The sequence below is a fragment of the Pseudomonas indica NBRC 103045 genome (assembly GCF_002091635.1).
Taxonomy (GTDB): domain Bacteria; phylum Pseudomonadota; class Gammaproteobacteria; order Pseudomonadales; family Pseudomonadaceae; genus Pseudomonas_M; species Pseudomonas_M indica.
Map to the genome: position 1 here is coordinate 229,679 of NZ_BDAC01000002.1, position 14,598 is coordinate 244,276.

15 protein-coding genes are annotated in these 14,598 nt (G+C 65.6%); 7 read left to right on the forward strand and 8 right to left on the reverse strand.

The genetic code is table 11. The annotated features are described in order from the left end of the window. Window positions 1-12 precede the first annotated feature (12 nt). The gene (gene greB / locus PIN01S_RS03590) at window positions 13-522 is read left to right on the forward strand and encodes a transcription elongation factor GreB (RefSeq protein WP_084333756.1); all 510 of its coding nucleotides are present in this window, start codon (window positions 13-15) and stop codon (window positions 520-522) included. Here greB and PIN01S_RS03595 read toward each other — a convergent pair. Continuing rightward, the gene (locus PIN01S_RS03595; protein ID WP_084333757.1) at window positions 509-817 is read right to left on the reverse strand and encodes a hypothetical protein; all 309 of its coding nucleotides are present in this window, start codon (window positions 815-817) and stop codon (window positions 509-511) included. The genes greB and PIN01S_RS03595 overlap by 14 nt on opposite strands. Before the next feature lie 185 nt (window positions 818-1,002). On the opposite strand from PIN01S_RS03595, the gene thpR reads away from it, so the two are divergent. The 3 genes from thpR to PIN01S_RS03610 all read left to right on the forward strand — a co-directional run bounded on the left by thpR (window position 1,003) and on the right by PIN01S_RS03610 (window position 3,742). Beyond that, window positions 1,003-1,533, forward strand: a complete 531-nt coding sequence (thpR, locus tag PIN01S_RS03600; RefSeq protein WP_084333758.1) for an RNA 2',3'-cyclic phosphodiesterase — start codon at window positions 1,003-1,005, stop codon at window positions 1,531-1,533. Window positions 1,534-1,736: 203 nt separating this feature from the next. Next, window positions 1,737-2,678 carry a triacylglycerol lipase gene (lipA, locus tag PIN01S_RS03605; RefSeq protein WP_084333759.1) on the forward strand — a complete coding sequence of 314 codons (942 nt, stop codon included), beginning with the start codon at window positions 1,737-1,739 and terminating at the stop codon, window positions 2,676-2,678. 50 nt (window positions 2,679-2,728) lie between these two features. After that, the gene (locus PIN01S_RS03610) at window positions 2,729-3,742 is read left to right on the forward strand and encodes a lipase secretion chaperone (RefSeq protein ID WP_084333760.1); all 1,014 of its coding nucleotides are present in this window, start codon (window positions 2,729-2,731) and stop codon (window positions 3,740-3,742) included. 60 nt (window positions 3,743-3,802) lie between these two features. Here PIN01S_RS03610 and PIN01S_RS03615 read toward each other — a convergent pair whose 3' ends face one another. Both PIN01S_RS03615 and PIN01S_RS03620 read right to left on the reverse strand, forming a co-directional pair. Next, window positions 3,803-4,237, reverse strand: a complete 435-nt coding sequence (locus PIN01S_RS03615) for a DoxX family protein (RefSeq protein ID WP_084333761.1) — start codon at window positions 4,235-4,237, stop codon at window positions 3,803-3,805. Window positions 4,238-4,338: 101 nt separating this feature from the next. Beyond that, a complete protein-coding gene (locus PIN01S_RS03620) occupies window positions 4,339-5,760 on the reverse strand; it encodes an MltF family protein (protein ID WP_084333762.1) in 1,422 nt (473 codons plus the stop codon). Window positions 5,761-5,985: 225 nt separating this feature from the next. On the opposite strand from PIN01S_RS03620, the gene PIN01S_RS03625 reads away from it, so the two are divergent. The 3 genes from PIN01S_RS03625 (at window position 5,986) to PIN01S_RS03635 (ending at window position 8,876) form a co-directional block, all read left to right on the forward strand. Then, window positions 5,986-6,792, forward strand: a complete 807-nt coding sequence (locus tag PIN01S_RS03625) for a TatD family hydrolase (protein WP_084333763.1) — start codon at window positions 5,986-5,988, stop codon at window positions 6,790-6,792. A gap of 150 nt (window positions 6,793-6,942) precedes the next feature. Further along, window positions 6,943-8,424, forward strand: a complete 1,482-nt coding sequence (locus tag PIN01S_RS03630; protein WP_084333764.1) for a methyl-accepting chemotaxis protein — start codon at window positions 6,943-6,945, stop codon at window positions 8,422-8,424. 89 nt (window positions 8,425-8,513) lie between these two features. Further along, window positions 8,514-8,876 carry an Mpo1-like protein gene (locus tag PIN01S_RS03635; protein ID WP_084333765.1) on the forward strand — a complete coding sequence of 121 codons (363 nt, stop codon included), beginning with the start codon at window positions 8,514-8,516 and terminating at the stop codon, window positions 8,874-8,876. A gap of 8 nt (window positions 8,877-8,884) precedes the next feature. Here the strand turns inward: PIN01S_RS03635 and PIN01S_RS03640 are convergent, their stop codons facing one another. From PIN01S_RS03640 to PIN01S_RS03660, 5 genes are all read right to left on the reverse strand, one after another. After that, a complete protein-coding gene (locus PIN01S_RS03640) occupies window positions 8,885-9,679 on the reverse strand; it encodes an acyl-CoA thioesterase (RefSeq protein ID WP_084333766.1) in 795 nt (264 codons plus the stop codon). 115 nt (window positions 9,680-9,794) lie between these two features. Then, window positions 9,795-10,562: a CHAD domain-containing protein gene (locus PIN01S_RS03645; RefSeq protein ID WP_084333767.1), complete on the reverse strand. Its 768-nt coding sequence runs from the start codon at window positions 10,560-10,562 to the stop codon at window positions 9,795-9,797. 87 nt (window positions 10,563-10,649) lie between these two features. After that, window positions 10,650-12,644 carry a transglutaminase TgpA family protein gene (locus tag PIN01S_RS03650; RefSeq protein WP_084333768.1) on the reverse strand — a complete coding sequence of 665 codons (1,995 nt, stop codon included), beginning with the start codon at window positions 12,642-12,644 and terminating at the stop codon, window positions 10,650-10,652. Then, window positions 12,641-13,600 carry a DUF58 domain-containing protein gene (locus tag PIN01S_RS03655; RefSeq protein WP_170837179.1) on the reverse strand — a complete coding sequence of 320 codons (960 nt, stop codon included), beginning with the start codon at window positions 13,598-13,600 and terminating at the stop codon, window positions 12,641-12,643. Before PIN01S_RS03655 ends, PIN01S_RS03650 begins: the two co-directional genes overlap by 4 nt. Continuing rightward, complete coding sequence (locus PIN01S_RS03660; RefSeq protein ID WP_084333769.1) at window positions 13,600-14,517, reverse strand: AAA family ATPase; 918 nt, start codon at window positions 14,515-14,517, stop codon at window positions 13,600-13,602. The genes PIN01S_RS03655 and PIN01S_RS03660 overlap by 1 nt, the downstream gene beginning before the upstream one ends. Window positions 14,518-14,598: the final 81 nt, after the last annotated feature.

Below are 14,598 nucleotides of genomic sequence, written 5' to 3' on the forward strand. Positions count from 1 at the left end.
CATTCGCAAGCCATGAGTCGCTATCGTCCCCCTCGCTCCGCCGGTACCCCGTTGATCACCCCCGAAGGCGAAGCACGCCTGCGTGCCGAGCTGCATGAACTCTGGCACGTGCGCCGCCCCAAGGTGACTCAGGCGGTCAGCGAAGCCGCTGCCCAGGGCGACCGCTCGGAGAATGCCGAATACACCTATGGCAAGAAGATGCTGCGCGAGATCGACAGCCGGGTCCGCTTTCTCAGCAAACGCCTTGAAAACCTCAAGGTGGTCAACGAACGGCCAGCCGATCCGAACAAGGTCTACTTCGGCGCCTGGGTCACCCTGGAAGACGAAGACGGTAACGAATCGCGCTACCGCATCGTCGGGCCGGACGAACTGGATTTGAAACAGAACCTCATCAGCATCGATTCCCCCCTGGCCCGTGCATTGCTCGGCAAGACCCTCGACGCCGAAGTGCGGGTGCAAACCCCCACTGGCGAGAAGACCTGGTACCTGGTGGCTATCGAATACCCGCTCAGCGGCGGGTGATCAGCCCCTGCCGGGCGACACGGGTCAGTTCCCGGATCGAAGCGTCCAGCCGTTCGCGGCTGGGCGCCTGGATCACCGCGAGATCGAAGCTATCGCTGGCGAAACGTCCGAGCGAATCGTCGTCATGGGCGAAGTGGATCAGGAAGGTGCGCGGCTTGCCCCAGCGCTTCGGCCATCCATCCAGATAGCGCAGCAAGGTGGGCTGGTGGGAGCCGCCAAGGAGAATCCGGGGATTGCGATGCGTCAGCCCCGATGTGATAGGGGCCAGGCGAACGAGAGGTTGGGTGTGGGTCATACTTGGGTCTCCGCCTCGTGGTTCCGCTGGGCAGCGGTGGGAGGCGACACCGAACCAGCGCTTTAGCGGTATTTCGGGAAATCCCGGCGCCCCGCAAGTAGCTGTTTAAATCGGCGCATGGAGCGGAATCCTAGAGAAGCCCGCGTAATACTGTCAAGGCAGCCTTTCGACGACAAGGAACTGCCATGACGACGCCCTCCCTGCGCCTGTTCTTCGCCCTGCCGTGCCCCCTCGAACTGGCCCGCGCCATCGCGGACTGGCGCGACGCCCTGGAACTGGACGGCAAGCCGGTCGCCGCCGCCAACCTGCACCTGACCCTGGCCTTCCTCGGCAGTCAGCCGCGCGGCCGGGTCGACGAACTGAAGAGCCTGGCTTCCGCCTGTGCGACCGGTGCCTTCGCACTGCGCCTGGACCGCCTTGGATGCTGGCGCAACGGCCTGCTCCACCTGGATGCCAGCCATCCGCCCGAGGCGCTGTTGCAACTGGAGCGACAGCTTCGGCAGGCGCTGCTGGGTGCCGGCTTCGAGCCGGAACGCCGGCCTTTTCACGCTCATCTGACCTTGGCGCGCCGCTGCACCCGAATGCCTGCCGGCGTCATCCCAACCTTCGATTGGCTGGCCGATCGCTTCAGCCTGTTCGTCTCCGAAAACAGCCCCAAAGGCACCCACTACCGCACACTTGCCGACTGGCCGTTACGAGTTTCCGACACGATTTGACGTTTCAGCGCGTAACAGCAAGCCCTGCCGAGCATCGCCAACGAAGCGGACACATTCCCGCGCAAAGCCGTGCGCCAGAGCATCCCGCGCCGACCGAAGCGGAAATGGCATGGAAAATGCGCCACCCCATCGGCATCCGGAGTGATGCACGTGGCCTCGCAAGGATGCTTTTTCACTGCCGATTTCCTTTCTCGAGAGCATCTATGAAGAACAAGAAAACCCTGCTCGCCCTCTGCCTCGGCGCCGGCCTGGCCCTGTCCACCCAGACACAGGCGTTCTGGTTCGGTTCCAGCGGCTACACCCAGACCAAGTACCCCATCGTCCTGGCCCATGGCATGCTGGGTTTCGACAGCATCCTGGGCGTCGACTACTGGTACGGCATCCCATCCGCCCTGCGCCGCGATGGCGCCAGTGTCTACGTCACCGAAGTCAGTCAGCTGGACACGTCGGAAGCACGGGGCGAACAGTTGCTCGAGCAGGTCGAGGAAATCGTCGCGATCAGCGGCAAGCCGAAGGTCAACCTGATCGGCCACAGCCATGGCGGCCCGACCATCCGCTATGTCGCCGCCGTGCGCCCGGATCTGGTCGCCTCGATCACCAGTGTCGGCTCGCCGCACAAAGGCTCGGCCACCGCCGATTTCATCCGTCAGGTGCCGGAAGGCTCCGCCGGTGAAGCAGTGCTGGCCGGCATCGTCAATGGTCTCGGTGCGCTGATCAGCTTCCTGTCCAGCGGCGATCCGGGCGAGCAGAACGCCCTCGGCTCGCTGGAGTCGCTCAATAGCGAAGGCGCCGCCCGCTTCAATGCCAAGTTTCCCCAGGGCGTTCCCACCAGCGCCTGCGGCGAAGGGGCCTATCAGGTCAGCGGTGTGCGCTATTACTCCTGGAGCGGCACCAGCCCATTGACCAACATCCTCGACGTCAGCGACCTGATGCTCGGCGCTTCGTCCCTCACCTTCAACGGCGAAGACAACGATGGCCTGGTCGGTCGCTGCAGCTCCCACCTGGGCCAGGTGATCCGCGACAACTACCGGATGAACCACCTCGACGAGGTCAACCAGACCTTCGGCCTCACCAGCCTGTTCGAGACCGATCCGGTCACGGTCTATCGCCAGCACGCCAATCGCTTGAAGAACGCAGGCCTTTAAAGAGCGTCCAGCCGGGGCCGTTCGGCCCCGGCATCCCTCAGGAAGTATCCGTGAAAAAACTGCTGCTCCTGCCCCCTCTGGTTTTCGTCGGTTGCGTGGCCCTGGTTCTGGCCCTGCCACCGCCAGTTGCTACCACAGGGGCCAAGGCTCCCCAAGCCAACACCCCAACGACCACCATCCCCTCGCCCGCGCCGGCCGCGCCTCTCACCCCGGAGCGTGCCCTGGCCACGCCAAGCTCATTGGCGGGAACCCAGGTCGACGGCATCTTCCGTGTCGATGCCAATGGCGACCTGCTGATCAGCGAAGACATCCGGCGCATCTTCGATTACTTCCTCAGTTCGGTCGGCGAAGAATCGCTGGCCCGCAGCCTCGAGCGGCTACGGGCCTATATCGCCGGGCAACTGGAGCAGCCGGCTGAAGCCCAGGCCCTGGCACTGCTGGATCAATACCTGACCTACAAACGGGAACTGGTCCTGCTGGAGCGCAACCTGCCGCAACTGGCCGACCTGGAGGCCCTCCGCCATCGTGAACAGGCGGTGCAGGCACTACGGGCACGCCTGTTCAGCGATGAGGTTCGGCAAGCGTTCTTCTCCCGCGAAGAAGCCTACAACCGCTTCACCCTGGAACGCCTGGCCATTCAACAGGATGCCTCGCTCGATGCGGCGGGCAAGGCCGCCGCCGTCGATCGTCTGCGCGAAAGCCTGCCGGAAGAACTGCAAGCCAATGTTCTGCCGCAACTGCAGGCCGACTTGCGCAATCGAACCTCCGAATTGCGCGCCCAAGGCGCCTCCGCCGAACAGATTCGCCAATTGCGCCTGCAACTGGTGGGCGCGGACGCCACCCAGCGCCTGGAAGAGCTGGACCGCAAGCGGGACGCCTGGAAGCAACGGGTAAGGGCCTACAGCGAGGCCAAGGCGGAGATCGATGCCAATCCGGGACTCAGTGCCAGCGACAGGGAAGCCGCCATCCGACAACTGGCGGAGGACAGCTTCGACGAGCACGAGCGCTTGCGTCTGGACGCTGCTGAGCAATTGACCGTAGCGAAGGACGCAAACGGCGCTTAGCAGAAAGGGAATCGCGGCGAACGCACAAGGCGTCCGCCGCGAATAAGATCAGCGGAAGAATCAACCGGAGATGCGACGGTCCAGCGACAGCTTGCCAGCCCCCTCGATGAGCAGGGTGGCGCTGATCAGGGCGAGGATCATCGCGTACTCGAAGCCATTGGCGGTGATGAAGAAGCCATTGACCCAGTGCACGGTGAATATCGCCACCAGCATCGCCACGATCAATGCCGCAGCGGCCGGGCGCACCAACAAGCCCAGTACCAGTGCCAGGCCACCGAAGAATTCGGCGCTACCCGCCATCAGGGCCATCAGGTAGCCGGGCGTCAGGCCGATGCTTTCCATCCACTGCCCTACGCCAGCCAGGCCGTAGCCGCCGAACCAGCCGAACAGTTTCTGCGAGCCGTGCGCGGCGAACGTAAGGCCGGTCACGATACGCAGCAGCGCAATGCCATAGCCGGCTTGGGTAGAAGTGATGGACTTGATCAGGTTGTTCATTTTCGAATGCCGCCTCGGTTGGGGAAGATGGAGACAGCATAGATTATATTTTCGATATTATAATCGCGAAAAACGACTTATAACCATCGAAAAAACAGATATCAGCGACTTCTCCCCGCCGTCTGCGCTTGTGGCTCTAGCAAATACCTCTCGCGAGCATAGGCCAGGTAGTACTTATTGACGCTATTGACGTAGCTGACCACCCCCATGCCGACCTGCTCGGCGGCGACCCGTTCCACCTGGAAGAACCACTGGTTGGGATTGAGCCCGCGCCGACGCGCCTCGGCACGCAAGCCCTGGACTCGTTGCGGGCCCAAGTTGTAGGCGGCCAGGACGAACGCCATGCGCTCGCGCTCATTGAGCTGGGCGCTGGCGAAGAAATTACGTCGAATCGTCGCCAGGTACTTGGCGCCGGCCTGCACATTGCCGTCCAGGTTCTGGATGTTGCCCACCCCGACACTCCGCGCGGCGGACGGCGTGATCTGCATCAGCCCGGTAGCCCCACTGGCACCGCGCGCCGCTGGATTGAGGGTGGACTCCTTGAACGCCAGCGCGGCGAGGTTCAACCAATCGAATTCATGCTGCTCGGCATAGCGCTGCAGCACCGGGCGCACCTTTTCCAGACGCTGGCGGTCGCCCCGATTCAACGGGTAATGCACTTTGTAGAGGCGCCGGTAGGTGCGCTGGAACGCGCTGTCCAGATCGGCCGGACTGCGGTAGCCCTTGAGGAAGCGATCGACGCTGGCGCGCAGCATCGAGGCATCCCGGCGCATGAACCAGCTCATGTTGCCCTGGTTGCTCAGGACCAGATGACGTTCGATACGCAGTTTCGGCAGCACCTTGGCCCAACGCTCGGCGATGGGCTGCTCGACGGCAGTCATCGGGTAGATGCCCGCCTGGACCATTTCCAGCACATCTTCCACCGCCAGCGTCGGATCGACCCACTCGATCACGATGGGTGCCATTCTCCGCTGCGCCAACTGCTGGTTGACCACGCGTATCGCCTCGCCGGCCGCGCTCCCGGCAGGCAGCGCCAGGCTGCGTCCGGCCAGTTGTTCGAGACGCTGGTAGCGCCGGCTGCCCTGCCGGGAAACCAGCAGGAGCGGCACGTGCTCGCGAATCGCCGCGCTGGCGCTCAGGTCACGCCCCGCCTTGCCGCCGAACAACTCGCCGGGCGCGACCAGATCCCCCTCGCCACGCTGCAAGGCAGCGAGCAACTGATCCTTGGCCTTGGGAATGATTTTCAGGGTGAGGCTGCGGCCATCCCGCGCGTTGCGGTTCAAGTATTGCTCGAGCGCGCGCAGGCGATGGTATTCGATGCCGATGGCCTGCCCCTTGACCTCGCCGGAACTGTTGCGGCTCTGGTTGACCAGCACGCGCAAGACGCCGCTCCGGCGAATTTCCGCCAGGTCACGTACCGTGCCCGGCTGCTGCCAGGCCTCGGGCGGGCCGGCCACACGCGCGGCCGCCGCCACCGGAAGCAGCATCAGCAGGCAAAGCAAGAGCACCGAGGGTCGCGTCATCGAATCTCCAGGCCGGGCGCCAAGTGCGAATCCGACCGCCTAAGACAACTCGCCGGAGGCAATTTCCGGTTCGCAAGGGGCGCGGAGGTTCTCACAGCCCTCCTTCGGATGCCACCCCGACCCGACAGAACACCTTACCAAAACGTTACAACATCTTGTTTTGTAACAGCTTTTATAAAAAAAGCCCGGCTCTGCTATGCTGCCTAACCCGCCAGAGGTAGCACCATGCAACTCATCGACATCGGCGTCAATCTGACCCATCCGAGCTTCGACCAGGAGCGTGAGGCACTGCTCGTTCGTGCCTTCGAGGCCGGCGTTTGCCAGTTGGTGCTGACCGGCACCAGCCTCGACGAAAGCGAGCAGGCGCTCCGGCTCTGTCGGCAACTGGACGAAAGCGGCAAACGCCTGTTCAGCACCGCCGGCATCCATCCCCACGACGCCAGCCACTGGAATGCCGGTAGCGCCGGACAACTGCGTTCGCTGTTGAAGGAACCGGAAGTACGCGCCGTCGGCGAGTGCGGCCTGGACTTCAATCGCGACTTCTCCCCTCGCCAGCAGCAGGAAAAGGCCCTGGAGGAGCAGCTCGCGCTGGCGGCGGAGCTGCAGATGCCGGCCTTCCTTCACGAGCGCGATGCTGACCAGCGCCTGCTGGCCATCCTGCGCGACTACCGGGACCGCCTCCCGGCCGCGGTGGTGCACTGCTTCACCGGCGAGAAACGCGCCCTGTTCGGCTATCTCGATATGGACCTGCACATCGGTATCACCGGCTGGATCTGCGACGAGCGCCGCGGCACTCACCTGCATCCGCTGGTCCGCGAGATTCCCGCCGGGCGACTGATGCTGGAGAGCGACGCCCCCTACCTGCTGCCACGCAGCCTCAAGCCAAGGCCGAAGAACAACCGCAACGAACCCGCCTACCTGAGTGAAGTGCTGCGCGAAGTCGCCCATCATCGCCAGGAAACGCCGGAAGCCCTGGCCGCGCATACCACGGCCTGCGCCCGGCGTTTCTTCGGCCTGCCGGCGATCGACTGAGCCACGGCAAAATCTGCTTCGCGACGCTCAAGCAACCGTCCGCGCCGCCGTTAACCAGAATGGCGCCTTTGACGCGAATCAAAGGTAGACTGCCGTCCATGCGGCAATATGCCACCACTCTTGCAAAACGAACCGACATAGAAGAAAGCCATGGGCGACTGGATGCGCGACATTTCGCTGAAGTACAAGTTCTGGGCCGTCAACGCAGTAGCGTTCGTCACTACCCTGCTGCTGGTGCTCTACGCCATGCAGCTCGAACACCTCGCCCGGGTCGCCGATGCCCAGGCCACCGCCCAGGAGCGGGCCCGTCTGCTGACGGCCTGGCCAGCCGGGCAGCCCCTGCCCAGCGATGCGAACCTGCTGCGCTTCGCCAACGGCGAAACACCGAAACTCGCCAACGGTGCCGGCAATACCCTGAGCCGCGCCCGCGGCTGGGTCGAACTGGAGCATGACGGCCTGTTCGGCAGCGATCCGCTGATCGGCGCCCAGGTCATCGATCTCCCCGATGGGCAGCGCCTGGCCGTGCTGGCGCACGCTCCGAGCCTGATCCAGGTGTTCGCCACGCGCGCCTTCAATTACGCCGTGGCCGTCGGCATCCTGATGCTGATCCTGCTCGGTGCCTCCCAGTTGCTCATCCGCTTCCTGCTCACCCACCTGAATACCTTGAAGGACGTCATGCTCCATGTGGAGAAGAGTGGCGACCTGTCCGCCCGCGTGCCGCTGGACAGCCGCGACGAAGTCGGCCAGATGGCCAGCGCCTTCAATGCCATGCAGGCCGGTTACCAACGTGTCGTCGGCACCGTTGCGCAGGCGGCGACGCGCCTGGACGAAGGCGCCGCACGCCTGGCGACCAGCATGAACGATGTCCGCCACGGCATGCTCGGCCAGCAGAGCGAAACCGACCAGGCGGCCACTGCGATCAACGAGATGTCCGCGACCGTGCATCACATCGCCCAGCACACCGCGGATACCCGTGATCAATCGAAGAACGCCGACCAGTTGGCCGGTGCCGGGCAGCAAGTGGTCGGCCGCGTCGAGCAGTCCATCGCCGGGCTCTCCAGCGGCGTGCAACAGACCGCCGAAATGATCCGCAAGCTCGCCGAGGACAGCCAGAAGATCAGCAGCGTGGTCAGCGTGATCCACGGCATCGCCGAGCAGACCAACCTGCTCGCCCTCAACGCCGCCATCGAGGCCGCCCGTGCCGGCGAAATGGGCCGTGGCTTCGCCGTGGTGGCCGACGAGGTGCGCAACCTCGCCAAGCGCGTGCAGGACTCCACCGATGAGATCACCAACATGATCGGTGCACTCCAGGCCGGCACCCGCGATGCCGTGGAGTTCATGCAGGAGAGCTCGCTCAAGGCCGACGACTGTGTGCAACTGGCCCATGAGGCCGGCGCCGCCCTGACCGCCATCGCCGGAGCGGTGGCGCAGATGCGTGAAAGCAACACGCAGATCGCGGTCGCCGCCGAGCAGCAGAGCCAGGTCGCCGAAGAGATGAGCCGCGCCGTGGTGAGCATCCGCGACGTCACCGAACAGACCGTGCAGCAGACCGTCGATTCCGCCAGCACCAGCAGCGAACTGGCCTCGCTGGCCGGAGAACTGAGCCGGGCGATCCGCCAGCTCAAGCTGTAACGTCTTCTATACCGTCCATAAGCAGGAACGATTCGCCGGCCTCCAGGGGCCGGCCTAGACTTCCAGCAAATCTTTCGAGGATTTGCAGCATGGCCGTCAAGCGTCACCCCCATCCGCTCAACTGGCAATGGCGTGGCTACGCCACCAACCACCGGCATCCGACCAACCTGGTCCTGCATCTGATCGCCGTGCCGTTGTTCATCCTTTCCACCCTGCTGTTGCTCACCGCGCTGTTCCAGCTGCGTCTGTTGCCCTTGCTGCTCGGGGTGATCGGCCTGTTCGCGGCGCTCGCCCTGCAGCAGCATGGCCATCGCCTCGAAGAACATGCGCCGGAACCTTTCCTGGATCGGCAGGATGCCGTCGAACGTCTGCTGATGGAGCAGTTCGTCACCTTCCCCCGCTTCCTGCTCAGCGGAGGCTGGTGGCGGGCCTGGAAGAACCGCCGGCGCTGAACGCCGGATCAGCCGAACACGGTCACCGTCTGCCGACTGATCGCCACCAGTTCTCCAGCCGGGCTCCATAGGGCGGCAGCGATGTGCCCATAACCATCGCGGGCATGCTCGATCTCGGCCTGATACAGGCACCAGTCCAGCGTGCTCAGGTCGGGCGTCGGCTGGACGAACTCGATGGTCCAGGTCAGCGAGCTGCCGGGTGCCGGCGTCTTCAAGTATGGCAATACGGCTGGCGGCCAGGCATCCACCAGCGCCAGCAGGTGGGACTCATCGACCCGCTCCTCCTGCGCATCGCGCAAGCGCACCCAGCCACCCATCTGGCGGGACGGCGTGTTGCTGAACGGCAAACCGCCCACGCCCCAGCGCATCGCCAGGAAGCGGGTGAATTCCGGCAGGACGCCTTTGACGAAGGGCAGCTCCTGGCACTCATCCACCGGCTTCATGGGCGGTGGCGCCTCACTCGACACGGCGACCGCCGATGCGCGGGACGCACCGAAGCTCCCCTGCACCAGCGTAACCACCTGGCCATCCTGCACCGCCCGCCCCAGCACCTGGCTGACGGCCTTCCCCTCACGCAGCACTTCCGCCTCCAGTCTGACCGGCACGTCGCAGGTCAAGGGACCGACGAAGGTGATGGCCAACGAGCGGACCGGACGCCCCTCGGGCACTTGCGCACGCATGGCCTCGTAGACCAGCGCGGCAGCCATTCCGCCGAACGCCGCACGCCCCTGTCCCCACAGGCCCGGCACCACCACTGCTTCAGGGTTGGCACGCGCCGCCTGGATCATTTCGGAAAACGTCATACCTACCTCCCCCAACGATTGGGTTCGATCTTAGGGGATCGGTTATCCACGACGGTAGAGCCAGGAGAGGCCGATTCAGCCAAAGGCAGAGGGAAAATGGCAGGAATGACGCCCGTCAGCGCTCAGGAAAATGTTCCAGCAGCAACTCCAGGGCCTGGTCCGCACGCTGCTCGGCCTCGGTCAGCTCTGCCCGCCAAGCGCTGGCCAAGGGCTGAAGATCGGGCTCCGCCTCGGCACGTGCCAGCCACTGGAGCCGGTCATGCCAGTCTCCCAGGGCGGACTGGGCAGCCTTGAGCCGCGCGGGCTCGTCGCCGCCGACCGGGATCAGTTCCGGGTACGCATCGAAGCCATAGCGCACGCGCTTGATCAACAGGCGCAGCCGATGGCGGTCATGGGCCGGATCCCGCAGGGCCCGGGCCAATTGCCGGCGCTGCTTGACGAGACGCTTGCGCACGCGTTTGCGCAGGCCGCTCAAGGCCCCGCTGCGCTGTGCCTGACGCCAGAGCGCCGGCCAGGCATCGAGATGACGAAACAATCGCTCCAAGGCGGAAGACGCGAGCAAACGTTCATAACCGGCTTCGAGTCGGGCCAGGCGCACGGCCTCGGCCCCTCCCAGACCTTTCGCCCGCAGCTCCGGCAGCAGCACCTCGAGGTCACGCAGCGGCCCGCTCAACTCGCCGACGGCCCCGGCTGCCGCGCGCAAGGGCTCGACACCCGGCAGGTCGCGCAACGGCCGCAGCAGGCTGCGCAGCCTGCGCAAGGCGATGCGCATATCGTGCAATGCCTCAGTGTCGGTACGTGCCGCCAGGCGCGCCTGGCTGGCTCGCAGTTGCACTTCCAGCGTCAGCACCTGGGCAATCAGCGCATCGATGAAACGGCTCATCCTGCCATGCTCCCGACTTCGACTCGACCGCAATGACCCGTAAGCCTAGACGGCCGCCGCTTCGCTGCACAGTGGCCGAAAGTCGCATCAATCGGCGCGCGTGAGGCGCCAGGGCAAACCTTGGCGCACACGTGCCAGGGCCTGTCGCAAGGTCGCCGGCGAAGCCTTCTGCCCACCATAACGCTGCGCTTCGTAGACTTGGACGAAACCCCGGATCGCCTCCGCCTGCGCCGGGAGCGCCAGGGACGCGCGTTCGGCGAACGCCCGCGGCCCCTCCCCGGTCCGCCGACGCAGGCCGTGCCGGGCCAGCAGGCGCTCGAAGCGAAGAAACAGGCGCTGCTGGGGATCGTGCTCACAGCGCCAGGGTTTGAACAACAGCAGCGCCAGCAAGCTCAGCATCAGCCCGCCACCGCCGACCAGAACCACCGCCAGGACGCCGTTATCGATGCGACCGAACCAGCGCTGCAAGACCTCCAGCTGCTGCTCCCCCTGGTAGCCCAAGACCCAGCGCTGCCAGCCGTAGTTGACGCGATCCCAGGTCAGGCGCAGTTGGTTGATCCAGCCGATGTTGCGGTAGCGCAGCGGTGAAAACGGCGAGCTGGCGAGAAAGCTCTGTTCTTCCGCCACCGCCTGTTCGAGGCCCTGTTCGATCCGCTCGGGAGCGACCTGGAAGGTCGGATCGGCGCTGACCCAGCCCTTCCCCGGCTGCCAGTACTCGACCCAGGCATGGGCATCGAACTGGTGTACCGAGAGGTAGCGGCCGGACGGGTTGTATTCGCCGCCCTGGTAGCCGGCGACCACCCGCGCGGGAATGCCGGCAACCCGCAGGGCGAAGGTCATGGCGCCGGCGTAATGCGCACAGAACCCCCGCCGGGTGTCGAACAGGAATTCGTCTATCCCGTCAGCGCCGGCCAGCGGCGGTTTCAGGGTGTAGACGTAAGGCTCGCGGTTGAAATGCGCCAGCAGTGCCTGCGCCAGCTCGTCAGGCTGGGGATACTGCCGCTTCAGGGCCTCGGCCCATTCGCGCGTGCGCGGGTTGCCCGTTTCCGGCAGTTGCAGGGCCCGGCGCAATTGTCCGCCCGCCAACTGCGGTTCGCGCACTGCCTGGGGCCAGGACACCACCCGGTAGAGCAGCGAACGGTCCACCGGGCGGTAATACTCCAGACGGAAGTCGTTCATCATCCGCGCCCGATCCAGCGAGGTCTCGCCGATATCCAGGCTGAACAACCAGGGTCGCTGGCTGGGCTCCATGACGATGCTGTACTGCAGCGGCGTCCCCTTCCGTTCCCAGCGCGGTGCGATGGGCAGATGCGCAGCAGGCGACTGCGACCAGCGGCGGCCGTCGAAGTGTTCCAGGGTCAAGGCACGCCAGTAGAGCTGCTGGCGCGGCGGCGGTTCACCATCGAAGCTGGCACGGAACGCCAGGGCACCGGACTGGCTCAGCTCGGCGATATCGCCTGGCGCCATGCTGTCGGAGAGGCCGGTCACCGCCTGGTCGCCCGGTTGCGGCAAGGTCCACAGCGGCCCCAGGCGGGGAAAGAAGACGAACAGCAGCAGCATCAATGGCAGCGCTTGCAGTAGCATCCCGCCAGCCAGGCGCAGGGTCGGCCAGGGCCGCTCGGCGAAGCGAGTCTGCTGCAGACCGATCAGCGCCGCCAGCAAGGCGGTCACCGGCAGCAGGCTGTACAGCGCACTGACGATGCTGTCGTCGAACAGGTAGGCCGTGACCACGGCGAAGAAGCCGAGAAAGATCAGCACCAGCGCATCGCGGCGGCTGCGCATTTCCAGCAGTTTGAGGATGAACGCGGCGATCAGCAGGACACTGCCGGCTTCCAGGCCGATCAGGCTACCGCGGGAGAAGAACACGCCGAACCCCGTGCCGAGCAACAGGCCGAGCTTGATCCAGGCATTGGGGTAGCGCGCCCGCATCAGGAACACCTGGATACGCCAGCCGGCGCAGCCGAGCCAGAGGAAGACGATCCACAGCGGCAGGTGGATCAGGTGCGGCAGGATCACCAGGACCTGGGCCACCAGCAGCCAGGTCAGGCTGATCCGCGGGATCGCCTCCGGTGTCCGGCTCATCGCGGCTCCCCGTACAGCGCCAATGCCCGCAGACAGGCCTCACGGTGCGCCTCGCCGTTGTCCAACGGCAGGAACTGATCCGGCAAGCGCAAGGCGAACGGTTGCAGGCGCTCGGAGAACTGCAGCACCCAATGGCAGAGCAGCGACAGCCGATGTTCCGGGTCGCCTTCCAGCGCGTCGAAATCCAGGCACAGGTCGCGCCCCGCCAGGGCGGCGAAGTCCTTCACCAACAGCCCATGCCCACGGGAGAACGCCTTCCAGTGCAAACGGCGCTTGGAGTCGCCGGGCTGGTAAGGCTTGAGCCCCTGGTAATCGTCGGCGCCCGGCCCCTGGGCGCGGCGCCCCTCGTCGTCCTCATCCTCTTGCGCACCGACCGACAAGGGCAGGTCACCCTCCAGCGGGCGCGGATAGACCAGCAGCGCCTGATCCAGATCGACCCAGCTCCAGGCCACCAAAATGCCTAGCGGGAAGCGGCTCTCGATCCGCAGACGGCCGGGCCGCAGCCAGCCGCGTCGCAATGCCGGCTGGCTCAGCTCGCATTCGCTGAGCCCCTGCGCAGGCACATCCAGCGCCTGCAACGGCGCCGGTGGCCAGCCCAGGGCGATGGCCTGGTGCGCCCGCCCGGCGCTTTCCAGGCGCACCCGGAAACGCGCCTGCTCGCCGACGAACACAGCCCCTCCGCCCCCTGCCCTGACAATCAGCCCTGCGAGATTGCGGTAGGTATGCAGGATGGCGACGATGAACAGCGAGCCCAACAGGAATGTCAGCGCATAGGCGAGGCTGTTCTGGTAGTTGATCGCGGCCAGCAGCATCAGCAGCAGCGCGATACCGAACGCCAGCCCGACACGGGTGGGAATGATGAAGATGCGCCGCTGATTCAAACGAACGCTGGCGGCTGCCGGGATACGCCGCTCCAGCCAGCGGCTCCAGCGCGCCTTGAGTGGATGGGCGGCCATCAGACCGCTGCCACCTCGGTGAGCAGCCACTGCACCAGCGCACCGCCGCCGTGGCCGGTGGGGTCGGCGCGCTCGCGCAGGCGGTGCCCGACCACCGACGGCAGGACCGCCTGGACATCCTCGGGAATCACATAATCGCGCCCGGCGAGAAAGGCCCAGGCCCGCGCCGCGGCGAGCAGCGCCAGGCTGGCCCGTGGCGACAGGCCCCAGGCGAACTGCGGTTGGCTGCGGGTCGCCTCGACCAGCCGCAGCACGTAATCCACCAGCGCATCGCTGGCCCGCACCCGGGTGACCTCCTGCTGGATGGCCGCGAGTTCGGCATGATCCAGCACCGCATCCAGGCGCGGCAGGATTTCCCGGCGCGACTCGCCGAGCAGCAGCGCCTTCTCCGCCGCCTTGGCCGGATAGCCGAGCGACAGGCGCATGAGGAAGCGGTCGAGCTGGGATTCCGGCAGGGCGAAGGTGCCGCCCTGGCTGACCGGGTTTTGCGTGGCGATGACGAAGAACGGCTCCGGCAGCGGTCGGGTCGCGCCCTCGATGGTCACCTGTCCCTCTTCCATTGCCTCCAGCAACGCGCTCTGGCTCTTCGGCGTGGCCCGGTTGATTTCATCCGCCAGCACCAGCTCGGCGAAGATCGGCCCGGGATGGAAGACGAACTGCCCGGTGTCCTTGTCGAACACCGAGGTGCCGAGGATGTCGCCGGGCAGCAGGTCGGAGGTGAACTGGATGCGCTGGAAGCTCAGCCCCATCACCCGGGCCAGGGCGTGGCTCAGGGTGGTCTTGCCCATGCCCGGCAGGTCCTCGATCAACAGGTGCCCCCGGGCCAGCAGGCAGGTCAGCGCCAATCGCACCTGGGCCTCCTTGCCGAGCAATACCTGATTCACCGCCTGCAGGCAGTCCTCCAGTTTCGTGCGCATGCCACTCTCCTCTGTCAGGCGAACGATCCTACTGGTGCATATGACCGCCGCAAAGCCTCTGCAATCTTTGCTGACGAAAGT

Coding starts and splice junctions, on each gene's coding strand:
- greB (WP_084333756.1), top strand. CDS start 13: ATGAGTCGCTATCGTCCCCCTCGCTCCGCCGGTACCCCGTTGATCACC.
- PIN01S_RS03595 (WP_084333757.1), bottom strand. CDS start 817: ATGACCCACACCCAACCTCTCGTTCGCCTGGCCCCTATCACATCGGGG.
- thpR (WP_084333758.1), top strand. CDS start 1,003: ATGACGACGCCCTCCCTGCGCCTGTTCTTCGCCCTGCCGTGCCCCCTC.
- lipA (WP_084333759.1), top strand. CDS start 1,737: ATGAAGAACAAGAAAACCCTGCTCGCCCTCTGCCTCGGCGCCGGCCTG.
- PIN01S_RS03615 (WP_084333761.1), bottom strand. CDS start 4,237: ATGAACAACCTGATCAAGTCCATCACTTCTACCCAAGCCGGCTATGGC.
- PIN01S_RS03620 (WP_084333762.1), bottom strand. CDS start 5,760: ATGACGCGACCCTCGGTGCTCTTGCTTTGCCTGCTGATGCTGCTTCCG.
- PIN01S_RS03625 (WP_084333763.1), top strand. CDS start 5,986: ATGCAACTCATCGACATCGGCGTCAATCTGACCCATCCGAGCTTCGAC.
- PIN01S_RS03630 (WP_084333764.1), top strand. CDS start 6,943: ATGGGCGACTGGATGCGCGACATTTCGCTGAAGTACAAGTTCTGGGCC.
- PIN01S_RS03635 (WP_084333765.1), top strand. CDS start 8,514: ATGGCCGTCAAGCGTCACCCCCATCCGCTCAACTGGCAATGGCGTGGC.
- PIN01S_RS03640 (WP_084333766.1), bottom strand. CDS start 9,679: ATGACGTTTTCCGAAATGATCCAGGCGGCGCGTGCCAACCCTGAAGCA.
- PIN01S_RS03645 (WP_084333767.1), bottom strand. CDS start 10,562: ATGAGCCGTTTCATCGATGCGCTGATTGCCCAGGTGCTGACGCTGGAA.
- PIN01S_RS03650 (WP_084333768.1), bottom strand. CDS start 12,644: ATGAGCCGGACACCGGAGGCGATCCCGCGGATCAGCCTGACCTGGCTG.
- PIN01S_RS03655 (WP_170837179.1), bottom strand. CDS start 13,600: ATGGCCGCCCATCCACTCAAGGCGCGCTGGAGCCGCTGGCTGGAGCGG.
- PIN01S_RS03660 (WP_084333769.1), bottom strand. CDS start 14,517: ATGCGCACGAAACTGGAGGACTGCCTGCAGGCGGTGAATCAGGTATTG.